Origin of the sequence: Leptospira stimsonii (assembly GCF_003545885.1) — a bacterium.
GTDB lineage: Bacteria > Spirochaetota > Leptospiria > Leptospirales > Leptospiraceae > Leptospira > Leptospira stimsonii.
The window spans coordinates 180101-201171 of the sequence record NZ_QHCT01000001.1; the positions used below are offsets into that span (position 1 = coordinate 180101).

20 protein-coding genes are annotated in these 21071 nt (G+C 42.4%); 11 read left to right on the forward strand and 9 right to left on the reverse strand.

Annotated elements, in window-relative coordinates; all coding sequences use genetic code 11:
- Positions 1-3: 3 nt before the first annotated feature.
- The 7 genes from DLM75_RS00830 to DLM75_RS00875 form a co-directional block, all read right to left on the reverse strand.
- Complete coding sequence (locus tag DLM75_RS00830) at positions 4-732, reverse strand: DUF1554 domain-containing protein (protein ID WP_158586422.1); 729 nt, start codon at positions 730-732, stop codon at positions 4-6.
- A gap of 353 nt (positions 733-1085) precedes the next feature.
- Positions 1086-1979, reverse strand: a complete 894-nt coding sequence (locus tag DLM75_RS00840; protein ID WP_158586423.1) for an OmpA family protein — start codon at positions 1977-1979, stop codon at positions 1086-1088.
- Positions 1980-1992: 13 nt separating this feature from the next.
- Positions 1993-2319, reverse strand: a complete 327-nt coding sequence (locus tag DLM75_RS24930) for a Bor/Iss family lipoprotein (RefSeq protein ID WP_429945406.1) — start codon at positions 2317-2319, stop codon at positions 1993-1995.
- Positions 2320-2328: 9 nt separating this feature from the next.
- Complete coding sequence (locus tag DLM75_RS00850; protein WP_118966679.1) at positions 2329-3084, reverse strand: DUF1554 domain-containing protein; 756 nt, start codon at positions 3082-3084, stop codon at positions 2329-2331.
- Between the two features lie 307 nt (positions 3085-3391).
- Positions 3392-4147, reverse strand: a complete 756-nt coding sequence (locus tag DLM75_RS00860; protein WP_118966681.1) for a DUF1554 domain-containing protein — start codon at positions 4145-4147, stop codon at positions 3392-3394.
- Between the two features lie 333 nt (positions 4148-4480).
- The gene (polA, locus tag DLM75_RS00870) at positions 4481-7234 is read right to left on the reverse strand and encodes a DNA polymerase I (RefSeq protein WP_118966683.1); all 2754 of its coding nucleotides are present in this window, start codon (positions 7232-7234) and stop codon (positions 4481-4483) included.
- Entirely contained in the window at positions 7231-8337 is a 1107-nt protein-coding gene (locus DLM75_RS00875) for a glycosyltransferase (protein WP_118966684.1), read from the reverse strand. Before DLM75_RS00875 ends, polA begins: the two co-directional genes overlap by 4 nt.
- 126 nt (positions 8338-8463) lie before the next feature.
- Here DLM75_RS00875 and DLM75_RS00880 point away from each other — a divergent pair, with 126 nt between their 5' ends.
- The 10 genes from DLM75_RS00880 to DLM75_RS00925 all read left to right on the forward strand — a co-directional run bounded on the left by DLM75_RS00880 (position 8464) and on the right by DLM75_RS00925 (position 19174).
- On the forward strand, positions 8464-9240 hold the full coding sequence (locus tag DLM75_RS00880) for a class II glutamine amidotransferase (RefSeq protein WP_118966685.1): 777 nt from the start codon (positions 8464-8466) through the stop codon (positions 9238-9240).
- 77 nt (positions 9241-9317) lie between these two features.
- On the forward strand, positions 9318-10739 hold the full coding sequence (locus DLM75_RS00885; protein WP_118966686.1) for an MDR/zinc-dependent alcohol dehydrogenase-like family protein: 1422 nt from the start codon (positions 9318-9320) through the stop codon (positions 10737-10739).
- Entirely contained in the window at positions 10732-13191 is a 2460-nt protein-coding gene (locus DLM75_RS00890; protein WP_118966687.1) for a hypothetical protein, read from the forward strand. The genes DLM75_RS00885 and DLM75_RS00890 overlap by 8 nt, the downstream gene beginning before the upstream one ends.
- Positions 13192-13319: 128 nt before the next feature.
- Positions 13320-13925 carry a hypothetical protein gene (locus DLM75_RS00895; RefSeq protein ID WP_118966688.1) on the forward strand — a complete coding sequence of 202 codons (606 nt, stop codon included), beginning with the start codon at positions 13320-13322 and terminating at the stop codon, positions 13923-13925.
- A complete protein-coding gene (locus DLM75_RS00900) occupies positions 13926-14444 on the forward strand; it encodes a hypothetical protein (protein WP_118966689.1) in 519 nt (172 codons plus the stop codon).
- Complete coding sequence (locus DLM75_RS00905) at positions 14441-15400, forward strand: CE1 family esterase (RefSeq protein ID WP_158586424.1); 960 nt, start codon at positions 14441-14443, stop codon at positions 15398-15400. The genes DLM75_RS00900 and DLM75_RS00905 overlap by 4 nt, the downstream gene beginning before the upstream one ends.
- A 21-nt stretch (positions 15401-15421) precedes the next feature.
- A complete protein-coding gene (locus DLM75_RS00910; RefSeq protein WP_118966691.1) occupies positions 15422-16012 on the forward strand; it encodes a 2-hydroxychromene-2-carboxylate isomerase in 591 nt (196 codons plus the stop codon).
- A gap of 220 nt (positions 16013-16232) precedes the next feature.
- Complete coding sequence (locus DLM75_RS00915) at positions 16233-17261, forward strand: hypothetical protein (RefSeq protein WP_241547795.1); 1029 nt, start codon at positions 16233-16235, stop codon at positions 17259-17261.
- 124 nt (positions 17262-17385) lie between these two features.
- Positions 17386-17778, forward strand: a complete 393-nt coding sequence (locus DLM75_RS00920) for a YfeK family protein (RefSeq protein WP_118966693.1) — start codon at positions 17386-17388, stop codon at positions 17776-17778.
- A 103-nt stretch (positions 17779-17881) separates the two neighbouring features.
- Positions 17882-19174, forward strand: coding sequence for a glycosyltransferase family 4 protein (locus DLM75_RS00925; protein ID WP_241547796.1), 1293 nt, complete (start codon positions 17882-17884; stop codon positions 19172-19174).
- Here the strand turns inward: DLM75_RS00925 and DLM75_RS00930 are convergent.
- A complete protein-coding gene (locus DLM75_RS00930; protein WP_118966694.1) occupies positions 19163-19600 on the reverse strand; it encodes a CBS domain-containing protein in 438 nt (145 codons plus the stop codon). The genes DLM75_RS00925 and DLM75_RS00930 overlap by 12 nt on opposite strands.
- 393 nt (positions 19601-19993) lie before the next feature.
- Between DLM75_RS00930 and DLM75_RS00935 the strand changes: the two genes are divergently transcribed.
- Positions 19994-20350, forward strand: coding sequence for a DoxX family protein (locus tag DLM75_RS00935; protein ID WP_118966695.1), 357 nt, complete (start codon positions 19994-19996; stop codon positions 20348-20350).
- A gap of 20 nt (positions 20351-20370) precedes the next feature.
- Here DLM75_RS00935 and DLM75_RS00940 read toward each other — a convergent pair whose 3' ends face one another.
- Positions 20371-21048, reverse strand: coding sequence for an OmpA/MotB family protein (locus DLM75_RS00940; RefSeq protein ID WP_118966696.1), 678 nt, complete (start codon positions 21046-21048; stop codon positions 20371-20373).
- Between the last annotated feature and the right edge of the window lie 23 nt (positions 21049-21071).

Genomic DNA, 21071 nt, shown 5'->3' on the forward strand with positions numbered 1-21071 from the left:
AAACTATCTTTGTACACAATAAATGCTGTAGATATAGTCGCAGGCAATTCCCCCACCGCTATCGATATAACTGTTAGCAATATCCGTAGTGCCCACCAAACCATAATTAGGCGCTCCAGTTCCGACTGTCCAGGAAGAACATGTGTATCCCGGAAAAGGCGCCCAAGGAGGTCCTTTGGAAATTCCGGTGAAAACCGTGAACGACCCTCCAGTTAGGCTATTATCAGACACACCCGGCAACTCAGCATTCGCATTCGTAATTCCGACTCTTAGGTTGGAATTTTCGAGCGAATAGTAAATGGTATTCGGATAGAGAATCCAATTTGATGCTAAATTTCTCGTTCCATTTTCGGACATGATCAGAGCCTTATACGTAGATCCCGATGAAACACCCGGCGCGTTTCTCCCAATGGCATCATTCGCACATTGTGCATCCGCTCCGGCAACTCCGCCAAAGTTTCCACCGTTAGCCATCGGTGTGGACAAAAACAAGGCACATCCTATCCCGCTCGTTGCACAAGGTGCAACTCCTGGATTTGTTTCGCTGGAAACCGTATTCTGGATGATACTTACGGTACCCGCGGAAAGGAGTAAAAGGAATGAGCTATTTTGGTCCGCCTTTTTCGACTCAGTCGTTGCCAAAGTTGTAATTGCTGGCCACACTGTACACGAAGAATGGAAAAACGGTAAAACGGAAAATACGAGAAGGTATTTCCCTATTTGAATTTGCATTTTCCTAAAACGAAACTTCCAAATTATAACTTTGCTCTCTTTTGGCATTGAAGATCCTCAAAACGTATTACAACCCCAACTCTTATTACATTTTAGAACATTTGGTAAGACAAAATTAGGAAACAATTTATTGTTTTTTATTCCTGATTTATAAATTGAAAATAAAACCAAGACAATTCCCGTCCAAAAGACGTTTTTACTAACCCCTGAGACCTTCGCCCACTCCTTGAGGCCTGCAAAAAGATCGACAATTCGGTCAATTTGCGGGAAGATTGAATACTCCAGAAACATCGGTGCGCTTTCCTATCAAGTTCAATCTCGTAAAAAAACTTTTTTCGAAGCTGAATTTTCGCTTATTTTTTGCGAATATATTCTATTTTCCTAATCTTGTCCTTCGCGATTTCCTGAACCTCTCCCTTCCTTTCCAACTGGATCGATTGCGCCGTTTGACTGATAACATTTCCGTTTAAAGTAGTGCCGTTTCTAAAGATAATCTTCGTTGTGTAACCTTCCGTCGAATCGTCCTCGGTTTCGATTTTCTTTTTTGAAATCGCATCGTATTCTTTCCCATTCAAGACCTGGATTTCAATTCTTCGGTTAAGCGAAGAAGCTCGATCATCCAAACTGCGGATCATAGGCCTCTTAGATCCCAAACCTTTTATTTCCATACGAGGAGATTCGATTCCTTTTGAAATCAAAAATAATTTTGTTGCGGAAGCTCTTTCTAAAGAAAGTGAATCGTTTCTTTTTTGGTTTCCATTGAGATCCGTATGACATAAAATTAATATTCTAATATTTGAATGTTCTTTCAGATATTTTGAAAATTCCTCAAGAATGATATATGACTCCTTTAAAATCTTATCCGAGTTCGAATCGAAATGAACGCCATTTAAAATCATAGAACTGGATTTTTGAATCGAAGTAAAATCCAATTTCGGACGAGAACATTCCACTTCTACACTTCTGGTCTCATAAATTCCTCCGAAAAATATATGGATCGCGAAGTCCGAAATACTTCTAAAAATTCTAAAATTTTCGATTCCCTCTGAACATTCCGCCTTTGAATAACTTCCTTCAAAGTATCCGAGAATGTAACTTCTGGAAATGGAGTTTACTCCCTTAATCGACTCCCCAAGACGCGGCGATTTGGAAGGAATGACGACGGTCTGATGACAATTCAAAATTAAAGTAAAGAATCCGACGAATAATCCCCACAAATAGAGATCGTTTCCATTTTTTTGGTTCATTCTTAACATCGTATCAATGACAAAAAATTTCCAGTGAACGTGGTGAATAGATACCAAGCGTCAACTGCTCGTAAATAATATTAGAAAAAGAAGAATATTGATGAATCTCTTTGATTCCTCGTTCCGGGCAGACGCTTGCTTCCTCATATTCGATTTTCCGAGGAAGCAAGCCCATTAAGTAATAATTTTGTTTTAAGAGAATCCGCTCTCTTTTCGATTCGGTTTTCTTTTTCTGATTTGCGATCGGCGAAACTTCCACTCTTGCGTGTTGACAAAAGGTTATCGAGACACAAAAGAATATCAGAATTATATAATTTACTTTTAACACAGACAACCTCACCCTTTTTCATCACCTTTGAACGCAATAAATCGACGCGGCAGTGGCGCACGTGAGAGTTCCGGCCCCTCCTATTTCTATGCCGGGCGAATTAGGATTCGCCACCCAACCGGTAACTCCTGCGCTTGTGCTCGTCCAAGAAGCGCCCGCGTTAACACAACTTTGTCCAGTCCTTGGTATCCAGGTGACCCCGCTCGTATCTATGCCCGTATAGGCTAACCCTGCAGAAGGCGTAATTTCATTTGTTAAAGTCGCCGCAAATTGTCCGTTCGCATCTGTGGTTGATATCAATAGATTACTGTTCTCGATACTATAGTAATTCGCATTGGGATACAGGACCCAAGACGTCGTTAGACTTCTCGTACCATCCTCAGCCATGAGAAACGCTTTGTAACCGGTTGTGTTACCCGGCGCTCCGATCACGGCGGCTTGAGCCGCGCAACTTGTATCGGCACCGGAAACTCCGCCAAAATTTCCATTCGAGACGGGAGTTAGAAAAAGAGAACATCCGGTCGCCGCGCAGGTTACCTGTCCTGGACTAGAAGTGGAAGTTCCATTTGTAGAATCTGAGGAACTACTGCCTTGCGCCAAGAGAAGTAAAAAAAGAGAAGAAGAATTTTCGGATTCTGGTTTCGAAACAACAACGGTAGTGAGAATCGGCCACAAGGTACAGGAAGTCAATGAGAATATAACGACTAACGTCGCAGAAACGAACCGAGCCAGGAATCCTCGATTGCTTCGCGATAAAAAATTGCGGATACAATTCATAATATCCAACAGTTAGTCGCTCATTCCTACATCAAGGTTGATTCCGAAAAAGGGAATGAACGACCAATAAATAGGAATTTGTAAATTGATATTATGAATTATAAATGTAAAGTATAAGAGATTTGATTCGTCCCCACAAAAGGAACACATCGCCTTAGCAAACCGAAATGTTCCAAAGAAAATTCGCTTTCATCCCTTCCAATTCCATATTTTTTTCTTCCGCTATGAAATCCTTTTAGAACGGGAAAAATTCTTTGTCCAATCGATTGGAAATAAATTTTTTCCTTTTTCGCGAACGGAAGAGCGTTTATCTTTGTACACAATATAAAACGAGGGATTGATCGCACGTAAAAGAACCTCCCGAATCGAGTTCCTGATTGGGTGCATTGCTTATTCCAATCCAACCCGATACAAGATTTGTATTATCGGTCCAATTCAAACAATTTACCCCGGTCTTTGGAAGCCAGCTCGCTCCCGTCGTATCGATGCCTGTATAGACAGCATTTCCGCCGGGGCTCGTAATTCCTGCAGAGAGAGGAAATTGAAATTGTCCGTTCGCGTCCGTCGTAGTGATCACCAAGTTGCCATTGTTCATACTTCGGTAGACAGTGTTTGGATAGAGCACCCAAGACGAGGCCAAGTTTCTGGACCCATTGTCAGTCATGATAAGAGCTTTATAACTGGCTGTATTTCCGGGAGCGCCTTGTGCCACAGCGCTGGTCACACAATGTGTGTCCGCACCGGTTATCCCTCCTAAGTTCCCGTTGATTCCCATTGATAAAAAAATCGTACATCCGGAAGATCCACAGGTAAAAGTTTGAGCGCCAGAACCGTTCGCTGTGGTTGAGTTACCGTCCTCTGACGTGGGAGCTCCAACCAATAACATTAAAAGTAGAATGGAGGAAGAATCGGAATCGCTCCGTTTAGTAAGAGCCGTCGCCGTCAAAATGGGCCAGAGGGTACAGGAACTAAAACAAATCAGACAAACAAATATTGAAAATACGTTCTTCGCAAAAAAAAGTCCTTTATTTCTCTGCGGAAAGAAATTGCAGATACCTTTCATAAGGCAGAACCGCCAGACGCAGACGTTTGGATCAAGGTTGAATCAAGGAACTGGAATGAACTGCAAGAAAACGGTAATTTTCAATCAAGATTCTATTCATGACTCTCCGCAGAATTCTTCGATTCAACTGCGTATTCTTTTTAAAAATTCTTTTAGAATCGATCGAACACGAACATTGCATTCCTTAGGGAACGAAGGGGCCTCGATCGAAAGCGAGTTTCAAAATCGCTTCCTCGGATGGCTTTCCTCAAAAAGCTGTATGGGTCGAAACGACTGGGACCTTACGAATTTTTTCCGGAGCCAAATCTCAATATTAGTCAAATGCAAAGGCGCTTAGTGAGCCTCGTCCCAATTGACTCCGAACTTTCCCTCCACAAGAATCGGAACGTCCAAAGGCATCGCTCTTTCCATGTGCTTTTTCATGGAAGCCTTGAATTCATCCTTTTCCTTTTTGTGAACTTCAAAAACCAATTCGTCGTGAACTTGCAAGAGCAGTTTCGATTTTAATTTCTGGCTTTGTATCTCCTTATGGATCGAGATCATCGCGATCTTGATCATATCGGCGCTCGTTCCTTGAATCGGACTGTTGATCGCTATTCTTTTGGCCGCTTCTTTCGCGGACTTATGCGTGCTATGAATATCAGTCACGGGACGACGCCTTCCCGTAAGAGTCTGAACATAACCGTTTGCTTCCGCAAAGGCGACCATCTCGTCCATATAACTTTTTACGCCAGGGTACTGTGTCATATAACGTTCAATAAAAGACTTTGCTTCGTCTCGAGAAATTCTAAGATTGCGACTCAGACCGTAAGGAGTGACTCCGTAGATTACGGAGAAGTTGACGACCTTGGCTTTGTCCCTCATTTCGGGGCTGACTTCTTTTTCCGGAACTCCGTAAAGCGCAGACGCGGTTCTTCTGTGAATGTCAAGACCGTGATTGTATGCGTCGAGCATCGCTGGGTCTTTGGAAACATGGGCCATGATTCTTAGCTCGATCTGAGAATAATCCAAGCTGAGAATTTCAAAGTCACTGGAACCCGCGATAAATCCTTTCCGAAGCAAACGTCCTTCTCGATCTCGAATCGGAATGTTCTGCAAGTTCGGATCCGTGGAAGACAATCTTCCCGTGGCCGCGATCGTCTGATTGTAGCTCGTATGAATTCTTCCCGTCTTGGGATTGACCATCTTCGGAAGCGCGTCTACATACGTGGACTTGAGCTTCGTATATTTTCTGTATTCCAAAAGTTTTTCTATGATCGGATGTTCCCCGACTAATTCTTCCAAAACTTCGTGATCGGTGGAATAACCGGTCTGAGTTTTTTTTACGGTTCGAAGTTTAAGTTGATCGAAAAGAATTTTTTGAAGTTCCTTCGTAGAAGCGATGTTAAACGGAGCGCCCGCTTGTTTGTGAATTTCACTTTCCAAGTGGCGAATCTCGCGATCAAAATCCCTTGCAAGTTCTTCAAAGTAAGGAACGTCCAACGCGATCCCGTGTTTTTCCATCTCTGCCAAAACCGGAACCAGAGGTAGCTCAATGTCCCGAAGAATCGGTTCCACGCCGGAATCCTTGATCGATTTTCTGAGAACCTGATAAAGTCGAAATGTAATGTCTGCGTCTTCGGCGGCGTATTCCGCGACTTGTTCCGGATCGATATCGGTCAGTTCTTTCTTTTTTTTGCCGGTCCCGACGAGATCGTCGTACGTGATCGTATCGTAGTTCAAAAGATCCTTTGCGAGAGCGTCCATGTTGTGACGTCTTCCTTCCGGCTGAAGAACGTAAGAAGCCAACATCGTATCAAACTGAATGTTGTTTAACACAAAACCATGATTTTCTAATACGATCAAATCATACTTTATATTCTGTCCTACCTTCGGGACCTCGCTCGCAAGAACCGGTCCGAGGTGTTCTTTGACTTCTTCCAAAGTCAAAGATTTTTCCTGAAACAAAGATGCGGAATTCTTAACCGAAACATAGAATCCGGTTTTTTCCTGATTGGAAAAAGAAATTCCCAAAAGTTGAGCCATCGCCGGATTGGGAGAAGTTGTCTCGGTATCAACCGCGAGAATTCTGGATTTCAAAAGTCCTCTGCAAACTTTCGAAAGTTCGTCCACGCTTGTGATGAACTTATAATTTCCTTTCTCTCCCGCAGGAACAACGGAAGTTTCGTCTTTTGTTTCGGACACTTCCGTGTCCTTAGGAACTTCTTTTCCCGCGGACTTCGCGAGGTCCTTGGAAAGCGCGTTGTATCCCTGCGATTTAAAATAAAGAATCGCCTGGTCCGATTTGTAATCCGGGGTCTCGATATCTTTTTCGGTGATTTCTAAATCAAGGTCTCGTTTGATCGTCGCGAGCGCTTTGGAAAGATATGCGTTCTCTTTTTGTTCGGAGAGTTTGGTTTTCATCGAAGGATTTTTGATCTTATCGAGATTCTTATAAATCCCGTCCAAGGTTTTATAATCCTGAAGAAGTTTCGAAGCGCCTTTGTCTCCGATTCCTTTGACTCCGGGAATGTTGTCCGAAGTGTCTCCGACGATTCCCATATAATCCGGAATTTGTTTTACATCGACTCCCAATTCTTCCTTGACCCAACCCGCGTCGATTTCTACGAATTCGGTGACTCCCTTTTTGCCTCGAAGCATCTTTATATTCTTCTTTTCTAATAGTTGATAGAGATCCTTATCGCCCGAGAAAATCAGAATCTCTTTTGCGGTGGCCTTGTAGTTTTCACAAAGAGTTCCGATGATATCGTCGGCTTCGTGTCCGTCCATTTTGAGGACTCTAAATCCAATATTGGAAAGGGTTTCCATCACTTCTTTGATTTGAGGACGGAGATCTTCCGGCATCGGCTTTCGATTAGCTTTGTATTCTTCGAAGGTTTTTCCTCTTTCGAGAGGTCCGCCCGGATCGAAGGTCATCGCTACGTGAGTCGGCGCGTAATCTTGAAGAAGTTTAAAAAGCATTTTAAAAAAACCGAATGTAGCCCCGCTGGGTTTTCCGGTTTTGGAATTGGTAAGATTGGAGGCGCCAAACGCGTAATAGGCGCGAAATACGAAGGCGTGTCCGTCGATGATGAGAAGACGTTTCATTCTGTTGCTCCGAAAAGTTCTTCCCCTAAGAAAGAATAGTATGCGAGTTCCGTTTTACGGATCGTATTTTTGATGGAGAATCTTTTTACGGATTCTTTGTTGAAGGTTCCGAAATTTTTTCTGAGTTTCAAATCATCTATAAGAATTTCATAATATCTTGCAAGAGCATCGGAATCTCCGACTTCGGCGAGAAAAGCTCCTTTTTCGTGAGTAAGCATTTCCCCGATTCCTCCACCTTTGGTTGCAACGACCGGAAGACCCACCGCCATCGCGTCGAGAATCGAAGTTCCGAGCCCTTCTTCTTTGGATGTCAGAGTAAAAATATCAAAAAGGGAAAGAATGTCCGGAACGTCCTGTCTATATCCGGTAAAAATAACTCTATCAGAAATTCCTAATGAACTAGTAAGGTCTTCCAATTCTTTCCTGAGTTCTCCTTCTCCAAGAATGAGAAGTTTGAAATTTTTAGAAGGATCGATCTTTGCGACCGCATGAAGAAGAGTTTTTTGATCTTTGTGATCTACGAGCGCGGCTACGTTCCCGATTACGATAGTATCTTTTTTAATCGAGAATTCTTTTTTATAACGCGCCGGGTCCGGTAATTTTTTTGTAAAAGAGAAATCGATTCCACTGTGAACGGTAACCGTCTTTGCAGGATCGACTCCGTCTCTCAGAAGAATTTCCCGAATCTTATTGGAAACCGTGAGAAAGAGATCGTTGCGTTTGGATTTGTATTTCCAGATGGAGAATAGATTCTTCCGGATACTAAAATCAACGCGTCTGGAAACGACAAGCTTTGTTGTCGGAAGTTTTGATTTTGCAAAGAGGGCGAGTGTGTGTGCCTTTGCTGTGTGAGTGTGGATGAGTCGAATTTTTCTTTCTTCGACGATCGCTCGAATCGCCTTCACGGAGGCGAGGTCCCATTCTCCTTTCATCGCGAGGGCTTCGAACGGAAGTCCATGGTCGGAACAACGGCTTTCCAGGGCGGATCCCGGTTTACCCAGGATGAGTTGAGGGATCTTTCTTTTCTTGAGGCCTTCCGCCAAAAGGAGAAGTTGTCTTTCTCCTCCTCTCCAGCCGGTTTCTGTATCTATATGCAAAATCACCCGCTCAGTTTCCAGTTGCGTGCTCATTTCTGCAAGGAATCCTTGAAAAAATCGCTGGACGGCACAAATCCGTTTTAACGAATACTAATCTAATATATTAGAAGCTGACAAAAAAAAGGAAGAAGAATGTGTGAACTCCTCGGTATGAGCGCGAATGTCCCAACGGACATCAGCTTCAGTCTCACGGGTCTTGTCCAGAGGGGCGGGAAGACCGGCCCTCACAAAGACGGTTGGGGAATCGCCTTCTACGAAGGAAGCGGACTTCGTGTCTTCCACGACCCCGCGCCCGGGGTAGAATCCAAAATTGCCGAGTTCGTACGGAAACTCCCGATCAAAAGCGAAACCGTCATCAGTCATATCCGAAAGGCAAACCGGGGAAAAGTGGAACTGAAAAATACCCACCCCTTTGTCCGGGAATTTTGGGGTTCCTACTGGACCTTTGCCCACAATGGACAATTTAAGAAGATCAAAGAAGAATCCCTCGGTGATTTTAAGCCGGTCGGAACTACGGACTCCGAATACGCGTTCTGCTGGCTCCTGGGAAAACTCAAGAAGATGTTCCAGGAACGCCCCGGAAACGAAGCCGAACTTTTTCGTGCCGTCCTAAAACTTGTGACGGAACTCCGGTCAAAAGGAGTCTCCAATCTTCTCTTTAGCGATTCCAAACACCTCTACGCATTCTGTTCCACAAAACTTTCTTGGATCACGAGAAAATCTCCTTTTGGAAGGGCCCGACTTCTGGACGCGGATCTCAGCGTGGACTTTCGAAAAGTGACCCGACCGGGCGACAGAGTCACGGTCATCGCGACGCAACCGCTCACTTCCAACGAAGAATGGAATCATTTCTCTCCTGGAGAATTTCAAGTTTGGAGAAAGGGAAGGATTGTATTCTCCAACGCTTGAGAATGGATTTGTCGGAATCCCGCGCCATTCTATACTGACCGTAATTCTTAGATTCTTTGTCTAAACAAGGGTGATGTATGAAAATCCAATTTGACGCTATGGACTATCGTTCGGACGATTCTTTCGAAACTGCAAAGTATCAGTTCGAAGGAAGCCTCGAAACGGGCTGGGACATTTCCAGAAACGGAAAGGAATACCTTCATCTTGGACCGGGATACAAACTTCTGAAATCCAAACTCTGCGGAGTTTGTTCCACCGATCTCTCCAGACGTTTTCTTCCTTTTCCCTTACCCCAAGTGATCGGACATGAGGTCATCGCAGAAGACTTAGAACAACAGAACGGAATCAAACAAAAATACGTTGTCGAGATCAACGACACCTTCGAAGCCAGAGGCGACGATCCCGTAGACGAATTCTGCGAAGAAGGAATTCCAACACACAGCCCGGAAAGAAAGGTTCTTGGTATCGACAGACTCCCCGGCGGATTCGGTCCTTATATCTTAGCTCCGCAGAATGCGGCGATACCGTTCACAAATATTCCCGATAAGACCGCGGTTCTCATCGAACCCTTTGCCGCTTCTCTGCAAGCGGTCATCGCTTCTCCACCAAAGAAAGGAGATAACGTAGCGGTCTTAGGTCCGAGAAGATTGGGAAGTCTCGTCATCGCCGCGTTAGCCGCTTATCGCACTTCTTCCAAAATCGATTTTAAAATTTCAGCACTCGCAAGACACGATCATCTCTTAAAACTTTCCCTCAATCTTGGAGCGGACGAAGCGATCGATCTCAGAAAGGAAAGTTTAGAATCTCTGAAAGAACGTTTTGCGATCGTCTACGACACGACGAGCACGACTTCCGGATTTGAAAGTGCGATCCGACTTTCCAAACGAGAATTGCATCTGAAAACCACGAACGGACAGGAAGTGTTCGGAGTCAAAAAACTCACCGAACTCGTGGTAGACGAACTTTCCCTTTTGCCCTTCAGCGAGGAGAATCTAAACTTTCACTGGGAAAAGGAAAATCGTTCCAATCAAACCGTCTACGTCGCTCCGAGTGTGGGAAAAATTTCTCTTCCCTCTCATTTCAAAGTATATTACGGAAGTATTGAAGAAGCCGAAACCATTCTTCTTTCGAAAGATTTCCAAGGACACGTCCCTCGATTCGATCTTGGAATCGCGGGAACTGCGGAAGAAATCGATCTTTTGATCCGACCCAATTCCAAACACGAGAATTCTTTGATTCGTCCTCGAAGCGCGATCCTTTTCAAAGGAGAATCCAATGGGAATCCTCTATTAGAATTTTTGAATTTAGGAAAATCGATCCACACTTCCCGTTGTGGAGATTTTCACCTCGCGATCAAACTTCTTCAGGAAGATAAAAAAGTAACCGAAGCGCTCGAAAAGAACATGATCACACATTCCTTTTCACCGGAAAAACTGTCCGAAGCCTTTACGACCGCACATACTCCCGAAGCGATCAAAGTAGTCATTTCACATGCCTAATTCTTCCAAACTCAGAGAATCGGAAACGTCTCTCGGCGCCGTCCTCAAAGAAGGAAAGGACGGAATCTGGGATTTGGATCTTCGCAATCTTAGAATTTTTACGGGCCTTTCCATTCTTTCCCGAACTCTCGGAGAAGAAGTTTTCGAACAAGTGCAAAATGGAATCGGAGACGTAACGATCTTTTACAAAATCAATCCGAACATCAACAGCGAACTCCTGAAGATGAACATCGGCTACATTCAGATCTACGCGCGAGCCGGAGTATTAAAGGACATTCTCCTTTTTAAAGAAGAATTTCAGGATCACTTAAGAACGGTCTTTGGAACGTTTCAGAGACAGGTCTGGGCGAAAAAGATTCATCCTGAGTTTTACGGAGAAGATCTAAAAAGCTCCGGAATCTTTGCGCTTGTCTTTCCGTTTCATCACGCAAGCCCGAACGAAAACATAGACTATCAATTCATTCTCGAAAGAGTTCCCAATCAAAAAGAACCGGGAGAATTTTTCTTTCGACTTACGGTGGAGAATTACGATCGAGCCAACATCGATTTAACCGCGGTCCCGCACGTCATCGTAGACGATATCGGTTCGAGAATTTTTATCGCAGGAAGCACAAAGATCGCGGAAGCGATCAACAATGGAATTCTCTCCGCCGCGCAAAGAGGGGAAAAGTCCTATGTGGAAGAAAATCGTTCTTTTTCTCGAGTCTTCGAGCAGATCGAAAAAACCCCTCTCGGCAAATTGGATCAAATCAGTCTTTTTTGGGACAAGGCCTTTTCGGAATCGATCGTAAAAACGGATCCGAACGAAACACTGCCCTTATTTAAAAAGATTTTTCTAATATTAGAAGATCATGAAATTACAAAACACCTCAAAGAAGGTTTTATCGTAAAGGTTCAACTTTCCGAAGAAACCAACGTTTATATCGATCTTTCTCGATTGGATCGGGTCTTGAACTTCAGCTTCAACGCAAAAAGAACCACCTTGGATCTGAATCACTATCTGAAGCGGATGCCGATTTTAGAAAGGATCGCGAATAGCGAAAATCATAATTTTGATCTGAGCGGATTTAACGTTTTTCTGATTCACCATATCACATCCGAGATCGTCGCATTGATCGAAGCGTTTCGAAGACTCGGAGCGCAGAATCTGACGGTATCTTTCGTAAAATACGGTGGAGTTGTTCCCGCGGCGTATCTAGACGTTTTACTGGACGTTCCCACCGATCATTTTTATATGTCCGGCCTGCAACTCAAAGTGGGAGCGAAGAATAAAATCTACTACTCCATTTCACCTCTCTACAGCGATTCATCCAGACTCAAACCTCTCTTCGATCGTCTGGAAGAAGAAAAACTCGGATTTTTCGACGCGATGAAACTGCTCTCGGGACATCTCTTTCTTAGTCTTCTTTTGGATTCTTATAGGAAAAAAGAAAAAGTAATTCTGGTGGAAGACGGAGGTTACGTCGCACCCTTCTTCAATGATTTCGCATTAAACGGAAAAGACGTTTCGTTTCTCTGCAAAGAATATTCCGTTCCCACCGAAGCGCCTAAAATCTCTGTCGCGGAACTTTTGACTCAAACGTTAGTCGGCACCGTCGAACATACGAGAAACGGATACGATCGTCTTAAGAACGTTCAGGACAAAAATAAAAAACTCTTTTTACCCGCCTTCTCCATCGCGATCTCCAATCAAAAGGTAAAAGAGGAATCCAAAGAAGTCGCGTATTCCATTCTAAACGCGATCGAAACGATCTTGAACGGACAAGGAATGATTCTTTCTTCCCGAAAAATTTTGATTCTCGGCGCCAAGGGAAACATCGGAACTTTCTTGTGCAAATATCTCGAATCCAGATTGCACGAAACCAATCAAGAATTGATTCAAGTAGATCTCAAAGTCGAAAAGCCCGGAAGTCGAAACTACAGAACGATAGACGAAATTCCTAAGGAAGAATTCTATTCCAGAGATTTAATCTTGGGAGTGATTGGAAACTCCATTCTCAAAAAAGAACATTTCGAAGATCTGATTCTCAACGGAACAAAATCGAAGATTCTCATTTCTTCCGGATCCACAAAGACCGCCGAATACACGGACTTGATCCAGTGGATCAACGACCTTTCTTTTTCAGATGAAAAGAAGATCGGAGGTTATCCGGTAAGATTAGAATTTGATCGTATTCTGGATCCTCAATCCGGAATCGATCAAGGCGGGAAGGTAACATTCTGCGTAGACAAAAACGGACAAGAAATCGAAAAAACCTTCTTTTTGTTAAGCGACTTGAGTCCGATCAACTTTCTTTTCTACGGCGTTCCAACCGAAGGAATGGACGCGATCATAGGACAACTCGCATCTGCCGCTTTAGGTATGGCGGATCAAAGTAAAAAAGGGAAACGTTTAGGCCCGGGATTGTATGCGGTGGATCATCAAATCGATGCTTGGGGAAATTTAATTTAAGAATTTCTTAAAAAATAATCTTCCGAGAAGATCATTTTCCATTCGCATCGGAATCCAAGACAACATTCATCCTATAAGAAAGGATTTAGAGCTTGATCTGAAAAGGAAAACCTTTCATTTTATTCTCAATGATGAGAAAATTAATTCCTTCTTTGATTATTCTTTTCTTTCAATCTTGTTCCACATTTCTCATCGGCGATCCGCCCGTTGTTTCAAAATTGGAAACCAATGGGGAAAAGGAAGTCACTTACGAATTGATCGGATGGAAAGAAGATTCCAGTAAAAAACTCGCCTCGGAAATTTTAAGAACGTTTTATCTTTCCGGAAAATTCAAAAAACTTTCGGTGCACACAAAAAAGGATTCCGAAATCAAGATCCAAATCATTTTGGAGAAAGCTCCTCGTTTTTCTCTATTCTTCGGAGAACATTCACAACCTCTTTCTTGGATGCTCGAAAAAGAACCCGGAAAATTTTCTCTCTATCTCCTCAATCGGATCGCCGCTTACAGAACTTTTCTTATTTTTCCCATCATTCAAAAATCATCGGATCGCGTTCTGTTCAAAGTATGGAAACGAAATCAGAAAGTCGCAGAATATTCTTATCCCATTGAAAACGTTTTCGCAATCGGTTGGATACCCCTTTTGTTAATGCCCTTCGATGACAAAGATGAAATCGAATTCGTCTACGCTAGTTATGCGAAAAAATTTCTTTCAGATTCGAGGTCGATATATTAGATGAAACGGAATATTATTCTATTCACCGCTGTTCTTTTCATTTCTTCCTGTATCGGAATCGTTCATCCTCCGGCAATCATACGTGATTCCATTTCTATTCCTAAAGGAAAACCTCTTCGACTGGAATTTACCGGATTTACATTTTATACCTCGGAGATGAATCATATCAAAAAGAATCTTCAAGAAAAAGGATATCGAGAAGATGAACGATCGGACATTCTTCTTGAAATCATTCTTCAAGAAAAGGAAGCAGAGTATGAATATAGAGGATTTCACTTTCTCAATCTGATCGCAAGTTTTCTAACTCTCGGGATCGTTCCGTTTCATATCAAAAGCGAACACATTCTAACCTATCGAATATCCGAATCGGGAAAAACTCCGAAAGAATCCGTTCACGAATTACTTTTGGATCAATGGAGGGGTTGGGTCCTGATTCCATTCTCTCCTTTCTATTGGCCTTCCACTTCGTTCGAAAAGTCTTTAATCAACTCTCTCGAGGAATTCGAAAAACAAAAATGAAACGAAAAACATATTTTATATCCTTAATATTCTTTTTATCTCTTCTATCCTTCCTAACGGAATGCAGATTGTTAAGATATCTTAGAACGGAAACAAAAGACGGTTCCCGATTGGAAAAAATAACCGTAGATGGAATCGAAAGAACGTATTGGATCCATTTACCGGAAAATAAATATTCAGGAACGGAGAAACTTCCCTTAGTTCTGGGACTTCATGGACGACTCGGGAGCGGAAGAAACATCATGGAAGATTCCAAACTCAATCGGATCTCCGATCGGGAAGGATTTATAGTAGTTTATCCCGATGGAATTGATCGAAGCTGGGCCGATGGGCGAGGAGCGACCCCTGCCGACAAACAAAAAGTAGACGACGTTCACTTTTTAGAAAAACTCATAGATCGTATCTCAGAATCTCATCCGGTTGATAAGGACAAGATCTTTATTTTTGGTCATTCCAACGGCGGCTTTATGACTCAAAGAATGTTGATCGAAAAAACGAAACGATTCCGCGCGGGAGTAAGTGTTTCCTCACAGATTTCGGAATTCATACTCAGAAATTTCGAACCTTCAGGGAACGTATCGGTAGCCTTTATCAACGGAACGAAGGATTCCACTGTTCCGTATTACGGTGGTTATGTGAGGGACGGAGGGGAAATTCTAAGCGTAGAAGATTCGATAGATCGATGGCTCCAGTGGAATTCCTGTCTCAAACAACCCGAAATTAAAAAGAAAGACGAGAAAGAAGACGGAACAAGCGTAGAGATTTATTCTTACAATCAATGCAAAGGAAAAACGTCCGTTCTTCATTATAAGATCGTGGACGGTGGCCATAATTGGCCCGGGGTGAATCGAAAAGTTCCTTTTATCAAAATGGGAACCCCTACCTATGAGCTGGACCCGGGCGAAGAGATTTGGACCTTTTTTAAATCGAAATTAGAATCCACATCCGGAAATTAGATTGCTGAAGGAGAATTGTATATGCAAATTTTTGAATTCTTTTTTGAGTTTGCGAGCACATATTCCTATCTCTCTGTAATGAGAATCGAAAGAGTGATTCAAGATCCAGAAATTAAAATTGTATGGAGACCTTTTTTACTCGGACCGATTTTCAAAGAGCAAGGTTGGAATGATTCTCCATTCAATCTTTATCCCGCAAAAGGAAAGTATATGTGGAAGGATATGCAAAGAAGAACTCGCAAGTACGGGATTAACTTTTTGATTCCGAGTATTTTTCCGAGAAACGGTCTTTTGGCATCCAGAATCGTCGTTGCGAATGAGGGACAACCTTGGATTCCATCTTTCATACGGGAAACTTTTCAGGCAAACTTTGCAAAAGACCAAGACATCTCCTCACCTGAAATCATTGGCCCTATTCTAAAAAACATTGGCGTCAATGCAGAAGAAATTCTAAAAAATGCATCCGATGAAGATGTGAAGGATCGTCTCCGAAAACAAACCGAACATGCCACTGAGATCGGAATTTTCGGAGCACCCAGCTTTATCGCAAATGGAGAACTTTTTTGGGGCGATGATCGACTCGAAGACGCTCTGGAAGAATTGAGAGAGTGAAAGCTTAAATTTTTTAACTTGAAAAGACGGAAGCTTTTTTTCAAATCGTATTCGTCTTGAATTCCATTCCTTCTTGAAATTTTAGTAATAACTTTGAAGAATAAATATGAAAAATTTTTTCTCATCTTATCTTATCCTTTTATTTCTTTTCGTAAATAACTCTTTTGCGGATTCGAAAAGCACTTTCTTACCATCCGAGTTTTATCTTGGGCCGAATTTTTTGGTTCAAACACCTAACGGAGATTCGATTCCAGTGATCGATAAGCCGGCAATTCAAACCTTTGACGAAAAAACGAGGGAAAAACCTAATACCGAAAAAAAAGGACCAAAGTGGTTCTCGATCAATCCGGGGGTAACGTTAGAAAGTGTTACCGTGGATATTCGAGGCAAGGGCAACGATGCTACAATGACGCAGGAAGGACCGGGAAAAACAACTTGGATGTTGGATGTAAAATCAAGAGACTTTCAAATTTCTGAATATATCGGAGTACATTTCCTTCTACACAACTCTAGTTTTTTTCTAAACAATCAATTTATGCCGAAGCCAATCAATGCGCCTTCCGGATCGTCTTCCTCCGGATCCTCATCCGGGAACGGCTCCTCTTCTTCGGCTTCCTCCGATGATCGCACAAAACAAGACGTTAATACTCGAGTAGAGGGAATTTATTCCATGGCAATTCCGATTGTCTATCTTGGAAAGGAAGGATCGGATTCTTTTCGTTTAGGTGTGGGAGTGGGACCGGCGAACGTGAAAATGACCGGCTCGGTCGACTTTCAAGATCCTGCGCTGAGTTTAGGTTATTTATTTTTAGATACGACGAATCGTACTACCTTCTTAAACAATCTTTCCACCTTACAATTCTTAACCGGAAATATTAATCCTGCTAGCGGAGATCCGCTGGTAAGTTATCTCCTCGGTAACCTTTCCACCGGGAAGAATTTAGAGATGCTCGGCTATTACTATGCATCCAAAGGATTGCTTCGTCCTGATCCGATTGCAATGTACGCTTATTTCGCTCATCCAGGAACGTATACTCCACTAGAGGCTATTACCTTGGGAAGTCTCGCCAGATCTCAAGTGAGTTTCAGTAAACAGCAAGTTTTTTCCTTTATGTTTTACTTTGAAACTCCGAAAATCGGTTATTTTAAATTTCGACTCGCTTTCGGAGGTCCCTTGTTCAAGGACAACGGATACACGTACGAATTTAGAACTTTTCATTTTGCACTCTTTACTCCGATAGAGTTTTAAAATCCAAAAATTCATTTTCAAAAAAAGTGAATCCGATCTAAGTTTGGAATGATCTAATGTTCATCGCTTTTAAATTCGAAAGAATGGAAATAAATCGTAAAGAATCAATTTTAGGACAAGGAAGATGAAAAAGAAAAGCATTTGGTTATTCGTTTTGCTCTCCTTCATTTCAATCGGAGCGGAAGAATCTTCCGAATTTCAGAAAGATTTGAATTTATTGATGAACTCGCTGGAATCCTGCGAATGTAAATTTGTTCGCAACGGTGCGGAACACGACCCGAAAGAAGCAAGAGAACACATGGAACGCAAATTAAAGGCGACAGACGGCAAAATTCAAACGATCGCACAGTTTATCGAATATATCGGTACTAAATCCAGCGTTTCCGGAAAACCTTATTTAGTAAAATTCTCAGACGGTAAAACGTTGGAATCTTCCGTCTGGTTGAATGCGAAATGGGAAGAAATTTCCAAGAAAAAAAATACTCCCTCTAACACCCAAATCAAAAAAAAGAAATAGCGGATTCGATATTCCTTTGCGAGTCCGAAAGGGCTCGGTTCCTTCCCTACTTCTTTTTTATTTCTAAGAATCCGTTCTGTAACGGAAATTTAATCATTCCTTAATGGAATCCCAACCTCATCCCAGTACCATACTGGATATGAGATCCAATTCTAAATCGGTCGAAGTTTGCCATTCTCTGATCGCTCCCAAAAGAAACTTTCGAATCGTGATCGTAACGGAAACGTATTACCCTGAAATCAATGGAGTTGCAAAGACACTTCATAAAATGGTAAACGACCTCGTTGAGAGAGGAAACGAAATTCTTCTTTTTCGTCCGAGACAAGGTCTCCGCGATAATGAGAATTCGAGAGAAGGATATCGTGAAGTTTTGATGGCGGGTTGTAGAATTCCGATGTATTCCGATATGCGTTTTGGATTTCCTGCGAAGAGGATATTAAAGCGACATTTTAAAAAAGAAAAACCGGACATAGTCCACGTCGTAACCGAAGGCCCTCTCGGTTGGTCCGCGGTGAGAGCGGCAAAAGATTTAGGAATTCCAGTTGTCAGTGATTTCCGAACCAATTTTCATTCTTATACCCAATTCTATAAAGTGGGTTTTGCCGGGAAACTCGTAGAGAGGTATCTTCGCAATCTTCACAATAAAACTGAAATCACTCTCACACCTTCAAACGATATCGTTGAAAAGTTGGTTAGCCAAGGATACGAAAATGTCCGAGTTGTTTCCAGAGGAATCGACGCAAAACTTTTTCATCCTTCAAAAAGAGATCCGATTCTCAGAAAGGAATGGGAAGTCTCCGAGGATCAGCTCGTTGTTTTGTATGTTGGCCGAATTGCGGCGGAAAAAAATATCGAACTGAGTATTCAAACTTTTCGTAAAATCCAGGAAACCAACCCCAACGCAAAGATGGTTTTGGTTGGAGAAGGACCACTCAAAGATTCATTAGAAAAAAAGAATCCGGATTTGATTTTCGCAGGTTTGAAGAAAGGAGAAGAATTGGCGAGGCACTTTGCCTCGGGTGATCTTTTTCTTTTTCCGAGTATGACGGAAACTTTCGGGAACGTGGTCCTGGAAGCGATGGCGAGCGGAATCGCCTTGGTCGCTTATCAATATGCCGCCGCTGGTTCTTATTTACGACACGGCTCTTCCGGGTTTTTACCGGGTTTCGGACAAAAACAGGAATTCGTGGAGATGTCTTGTTTTCTTGCGAATCAAACCGATTTACGTAAAAGAATGGCAGTTAGAGCTCGAAAAAAAGCTCTCGAATGCACATGGGAAAAAGTGGCGGAATCTCTCGAAAGTATCTATTCCGAATATTCAATTTCCTTAATTCGTAATTCGGAAAAGACCAAACCGAATCTTTCTTCGCTTCGTATTGCGGAATCAAGAAGCTGAGTCCTGGGGAATGACAAGGGATTCTTTTAGAATATCCCTCGTAGTAACGATTCCCGCTATCTCACCTAGATTATCCATAACCGGTAGACAGGATATTTTATAGCGTATCATAAGTTCGATTGCATATCGTATCGTCTGATCTTCGGAAGCGGTAATTAGAAACGGACTCATCAACTGAGAAGCGGTTTTTTTCCGCGTGAGATCGTCTTGAACCCTTTCCAATCTCGTTCCGATAAAAGGACTGATTGCCTTTAAATAATCGCGATCGGAAATCACACCGATGAGTTTCTTTTGATCGTCGATTACGAGCAGATGATGAAACTCCAAATTATCGAAAATCTTCCCGATTCGGGAAACCGGATCGTCCAAGTTGACGGTAACGATTCTTGTGGTCATCACCCGTTTAAGAGGCTTGTTTAAATCCATAACTTATAACCTGATTTGACGAAAATACACGCAAAGAAGATTTCAAACGGTTCGCCTAACCTGAGTAATAAAATCGAAAAAAAAATGTTCAGGATTCTTTTTTTTCTTGTACTTTATCGAATTTTCCCATAATGGCCGAGTAATTCCAGGGCAAGGAGAGTTTTGCCTATGAATTTAAAATCAAATCGGTTCCTTCAAAAGAAAGACGCTTATCGTAAGGAAGAATTTCGCCAGAAACAAATCAGTTCTCTCAGAATCGGAAGTTTTCAAATAAGAATGCGAAAACAAAGAAACCGATATCGAGGCAGAGAAAAAAGGACGATTTGATTTTTTTTAAAATCCGGTTTTAACCGATTCTCGTATAACCTTTTACTCTTTTAAAAGGAAAGGTTTATGCCCGACACAATCGTTTTCAGCCTTTATTCGATGGCGGTTCTCTATATCCTCGCGGGAATTCTTCATTTTGTAATTCCGAAGTTTTATTTGAGAATCATGCCTCCGTACATTCCTTATCCGAAATTCGTTGTTTGGATTAGCGGGCTTATCGAAATTGGACTCGGCTTACTTCTCTTCTTTCCGGAAACAAGATCTATCGGAGCTTGGGGAATCATTCTCCTCTTAATCGCAGTTTTTCCTGCAAATCTCTACCACTATCAATCCAGAAGAAAAACCGATCCTCCAAAATGGACCCTTCTCCTTCGACTTCCATTGCAACTCGTCTTGATTTATTGGGCCTATACTTTTTTATAGAATTATATTTTTATAATATATCAATTCGAATACTTCTTTAACTCTTCCATTCCAGGAAGATTGGAAAGATCCGGTACGATTACGATCTCGATTCTTCGATTTGCCGATCTGTTTTCGGGAGATGTATTCGGAAGTGCGGGCCTCGAGGCTCCCATCGAAGCCGCGCTGATTCTTATCTCGGGCATTCCGGCTTTTACCATGGTATGGAGTACATTCAATGCCCTGGAAGAAGCTAATTCCCAATTCGTATAACCTTTGATTCCCGTTGGAGTATCGTCCGTGTGGCCTTCGATTTGAAAACGTTTTCCGTCTAAAGAGGCAAGAAGAGTTGTCACTTCTCGGATCGCCGCCGTACCGGAAGGGGAAAGAAAAGCCGATCCAACCGGGAAAAGAATATCCGATGAAAGAACGACCACCATTCTTCCGTCGATAATCTTGATCTTTAGTTTTCCGGAATCGATCATGGATTGAAAAGTCGCCATGAGGCCTTTGTATTCGCGAATACGTTTGTCCGATTCTTCTTGAATTCGTTTTAATTCTTCTAAGGAATTAAAGAGACCTTCTTTTTCGCCTATAATTCTCTGATTTTCAAGTTTGGAATCCTCATAGGCCTTCAAAAGAGAATCGTATTTCGAATTCGAGACACAGTTCCCGAGAGAAGCAAGAAAAATGAACAGAAGAAGAGTCTTAGATTGCATAGAATTCCATCCCAATAGTATCT